The sequence below is a fragment of the Pseudomonas sp. HAR-UPW-AIA-41 genome, from assembly GCF_002304225.1.
In the GTDB taxonomy this organism is placed as follows: Bacteria; Pseudomonadota; Gammaproteobacteria; order Pseudomonadales; family Pseudomonadaceae; genus Aquipseudomonas.
Window position 1 is genome coordinate 1 of record NZ_NSLB01000023.1, and the last position, 5,058, is coordinate 5,058.

Genomic DNA, 5,058 nt, shown 5'->3' on the forward strand with positions numbered 1-5,058 from the left:
GTTGTTGTCGGTGGCGGTATAGGTAAACGTCACGTTGCGGCTTTCACCAGCCGCGAGGTCATCAAAGGCACTGTCGGGGTTGAAGCTGTAGCTGCCGTTGGCATTGAACGTCAGGCTACCGGCTGCCGGACCGTTGACCAGAGCGTAACCGTTAGGGTTGACGGTACCGTCGATGTCGCTGGCGGCGGGCACGTTGCCGTTAAAAGCGGTGTTCTCGCCGGTGCTGGCAGTGCTGGCCTGGGCCACAGGGGCATCGTTGATGGGGTTGACGGTGACGGTCACGGTAGCCGGCGCACTGTCGTCGGAACCATCGGTGCTGACGTAGGTGATGGTCGCGGTACCGGTAAAGTTGCTAGCCGGAGTGAAGACCAGTTGGCCGGCAACAATGCTGACGGTGCCCTGTGCCGGGTCGACGCTGGCGGACTTGATGCTCAGTGCCGGGCCGTCGACATCGCTGTCATTACTCAGCACATCGATGGTGACCGGGGTATCTTCGTTGGTGCTGGCGGTGTCGGTGTTAGCGACCGGGGCATCGTTAACCGGGTTGACGGTGACGGTCACGGTAGCCGGCGCACTGTCGTCGGAGCCATCGGTGCTGACGTAGGTGATGGTCGCGGCACCGGTAAAGTTGCTGGCCGGAGTGAAGACCAGTTGGCCGGCAACAATGCTGACGGTGCCCTGTGCCGGGTCGACGCTGGCGGACTTGATGCTCAGTGTCGGGCCGTCGACATCGCTGTCATTGCTCAGCACGTCGATAGTGACCGGGGTCTCCTCGTTGGTGCTGGCGGTGTCGGCATTGGCGACCGGGGCATCGTTGGTCAGGGTGACATTCGGGGTGTCGCTGTCTGTGCCGGTGAGTGCCGGGGAGCCGGTTTCGGTGACGACCAGGCTGACCGGCGGCAGGCTGTTGCCTGCGTTGACATGGTCGGCACCGTCTTGGGTCAACTCGACCCGTCCGTTGGCCAGTACGTAGTAACCATCGTCATTGGAGCCCGGAGTGAAGCTGACGATGAAGCTACTGGCTTCTTCATCACTGGCGGTGTAGGTGGCGGCCACGCTTCCAGCAGCAGCGCTGTTCTCGATCAGGGTCTGAGCGGTGACGTTGATGATCGGCGCGTCGTTGATGTCACTGGTAGCCGGCACGTTGACACTGCCGGAGATCGGGGTTGTACCGTCGGTAACGGTGACTTCGACCGGCGGCAGGTCGCCACCGGCATTGACCAGAGCAGCACCGGCAGCGGTGAGGGTTACGGCACCGGTGGCGGCGTTGATGGCGTATACGTTGCCCGGGTTGTTGGTGAGGCTGAAGCTCAGGCCGGTAGCCGGGGTGTCTTTGTCGGTGGCGCTGGCGGTGCTGATCAGGTTGCCTTCGGCTGCACTGCCCTCGACCGGGGTAGTTGGGGTGGTGAGGCTTAGGATCGGCGCGTCGTCGACCGGGTTGACCGTGACTGTCACCACGGAGTCGGTGTAGCCACCCTTCGGATCGTAGACTCGTATGGTGAAGGTGTCGGTGCCGTTGTAGTCCTTGTTCGGCCTGTAGGTGTACTCACCGGTGGCGGTGTAGAGCAGGATCGAGCCGTGGGTCGCGCCGGACTGGATGGCGTAGCTCAGGCTGTCGCCGTCTACATCGCTGGCGATGATCTGGCCGCTGACGCTCTGGTCTTCGTTGGTTGTCTTGGACTGGTTAGCCGTTTCGGGTGCGTCGTTGAACGGCTGAATGGTGATGTTGACCAGGCTTGTGGTCACGCCGCCGTTGCCGTCGTCGATGGTGACGGTGAAGGCGTCGGTGCCGTTGTAGTCCTTGGCCGGCAGGTAGGAGAAGGTGCCGTCGGGGTTGAGCGTGACGGTGCCGTGCTGCGGACCGTTGCCGGTGGCAATGCTGTAGGTGAGGGTGCCACCATCCACGTCGCGGGTAATGATCGTGCCGTTGGCGGCGATATCCTCGACGGTGTTCATGAACAACGGACCGGAGGTCGGTGCATCGTTAACTGGGGCGACCGTTACCGTCACCACAGAGTCGGTGTAGCCACCCTTCGGATCGTAAACCCGTATGGTGAAGGTGTCGGTGCCGTTGTAGTCCTTGTTCGGCGTGTAGGTGTATTCGCCGGTGACGGTGTTGAGCAGGATCGAGCCGTGAGCCACTCCGGACTGTATTACGTAGTTCAGGCGGTCGCCGTCCACATCGCTGGCGATGATCTGGCCGCTGACGCTCTGGTCTTCGTTGGTTGTCTTGGACTGGTTAGCCGTTTCAGGTGCGTCGTTGAACGGCTGAATGGTGATGTTGACAAAGCTGGTCGTTACTCCGCCGTTGCCATCGTCAATGGTGACGGTAAAGGCGTCGGTGCCGTTGTAGTCCTTGGCCGGCAGGTAGGAGAAGGTACCGTCGGGGTTGAGCGTGACGGTGCCGTGCTGCGGGCCATTGCCGGTGGCGATGCTGTAGGTGAGGGTGTCACCGTCTACGTCGCGGGCGTTGATCTTGCCGGTGGCGGTGTTGTCCTCGACAGTGGTCACGAACAGCGGGCTGGATTTCGGGTCGTCGTTGACTGGAGCGACCGTGATCGTCACCACGGACTCGGTGTAGCCACCCTTCGGGTCGTAGACCCGGAGGGTGAAGGAGTCGGTGCCGTTGTAGTCCTTGTTCGGTGTGTAGGTGTACTCACCGGTGGCGGTGTTGAGCAGGAGCGATCCGTTGGCCACGCCGGACTGGATTATGTAGCTCAGGCGGTCGCCGTCCACATCGCTGGCGATGACCTGGCCGCTGACGCTCTGGTCTTCGTTGGTTGTCTTGGACTGGTTGGCGGTCTCCGGCGCGTCGTTGAACGGCAGGATAGTGATGTTGACCAGGCTGATGGTCACGCCGCCGTTGCCGTCGTCGATGGTGACAGTGAAGGCGTCGGTACCGTTGTAGTCCTTGGTCGGCAGATAGGAGAAGGTGCCGTTGGGGTTGAGCGTGACGGTGCCGTGTTGCGGGCCGTTGCCGGTGGTGATGCTGTAAGTGAGGGTGTCACCGTCGGGGTCGCTGGCAACGACTTTGCCGTCGATGGCGTTGTCTTCGACTGTGGTCAGGCTCAGTGGAATGGCAGTAGGCTCATCATTGATATCCTGAGTGGCTGGGACGTTCATGCTGCCACTGTCGGTGAGGTTACCGTCGGTGACGGTGACTTCGACCGGCGGCAGGTCTCCACCGGCATTGACCAGGGCGGCACCGGCGGCGGTGAGGGTGACCGCACCGGTGGCGGCATTGATGGCGTAGACGTTGCCCGGGTTGCTGGTGAGGCTGAAGTTCAGACCGCTGGCCGGGGTGTCTTCGTCAGTAGCACTGGCGGTGCTGATCAGGTTGCCTTCGGCGGCATTACCCTCGACCGGAGTGGCCGGGGTGGTGAGGCTCAGCACCGGAGCGTCATCAACCGGCGTAACGCTCATGTTGATAACACTGTTAACAAACCCACCTCTGCCGTCGCTGACCTGCACAGTGAAACTGTCGGCACCGCTGTAACCTGCGTTCGGTGTGTAGACAAATGCTCCCGTGCTCGAGTTGAGCGTTACGCTGCCGTTGCTTGCGCCTGTTTGTAGACTGTAAGTGAGGGAGCCGCCATCAACATCGGAGGCAATAATCTGGCCGTTGAAGGGAGCGTCTTCGGCCGTGCTGTTGGATTGACTGCCAGCTACCGGAGCGTCGTTGACTGCTGAGATGTTTACGGTCACGGAGCCGGTTGCTGTCTTGGCTCCCCCGGAGCCCTGTGCGCCGCTATTGTTGTCGTTGAGTGCATAGTCGATGACCACAGAGGCAGGCGGCGCATCGCTGCCGTTGCTGTAGGCGATCTGTCTCAGCACGCTGTTGGCTTGAGCGTTGCTGGTGCCACTGTTGAAGGTGATCTGCAGGGTGCCGTTGGTTAGCGCGGCTTGGTCGTAGCTGCCGACCAGAACGCCACTGAGGCGAACTTCGCCAGCGCTGAGTGACAGGTTGCCTGTGCCGCGGAAATCGTCGTCGCTGTTGGTGCCGCCCCGGCGGCTAAGGGTCAGGCTCGCGCCTCCAAAGTCGCCCAGAACAGCCAGCTCACGATCGCCAAGCGAAGCGTTATTGTCCAAAACGACAGCGTTGCCGCCTTCGGTGAAGGCGCGCGCGCCTCCGAGGTTGCTGAAAGTAGGTGCGTCGTTAACCGACGTCACATTCATGGTGATGTTCTGCGTCACCGAACTGCTGCCGCCATTAGCATTACCGTCACCGTCGTTGACGGTGATGCTGATGGTGCGTGGTGTGGTTGTGGGCAGTTGCGACGAGTTGCCATAGGCAATTCGTTGTACCAGTGCGTCCACGGCGACAGGCGTAGCATTACTGTTGAGACTGATGGTCAGTGGTGTGCCGCCAGTACCACCGCTGATGGTGCCGATCGACACAGCTCCGCTGCCAAAGTTGTAGCGAACGTCGCTGCCAACCACGCTGATCTGACCGCTGCCTGTGCCTTGGTCCTGTACCGTCAGCTGATCTTGTGTGGCTACGCCGTTGCTAATGCTGACGATGACGCTACCGCCATCGAAGTTGCTGGAGTCGATGTCGGTCAGGGTGACACTGCTATCGAGCAGCGTGCGGGTAATGACCGAGGCCGCAGACTCGCTATAGGTGAAGCTGGTTCTGACGCCGCCAAGAACCGGAGCATCATTGGTGCCGAGGATGGTGACGGTGACAGTTCCCGTGCTGCCGTCTGCAGCCGTGACGGTAAGAGTGTCGGTGTAGCTCTGACCGGCAACAAGCTGGTTGAGTGGACCTGTAGTGCTGTAGCTCCACACACCGTTGCTGCCAAGGTTGAACAAACCATAGCCACCGCTGCCGCTAGCATTGGTCGCGGGGTTGAAGCTCGGTGCCGGGCCATCAATATCGCTGATACTTAAGGTGCCGCCTGTGTTAAGGCTGGCATTGCTTTCGATCACATCGACGCTGGCAGAGCTGATGACGGACAGATCGTTGGTGCCGGTGACGGTGATCACCAGGTTGGCGGTGGAGATCGCGCCCTGATCGTCGGTGACGGTGTACGGAATGGTCAGCACGGCCGACTGGCC

Annotated in this window: 1 protein-coding gene; it reads right to left on the reverse strand. The window is 61.2% G+C overall.

Features of this window, described 5'->3' with window-relative positions; translation table 11 throughout:
- On the reverse strand, positions 1 to 5,058 hold a 5,058-nt coding region (locus tag CK486_RS17650), incomplete at both ends, for a tandem-95 repeat protein (protein ID WP_141248930.1).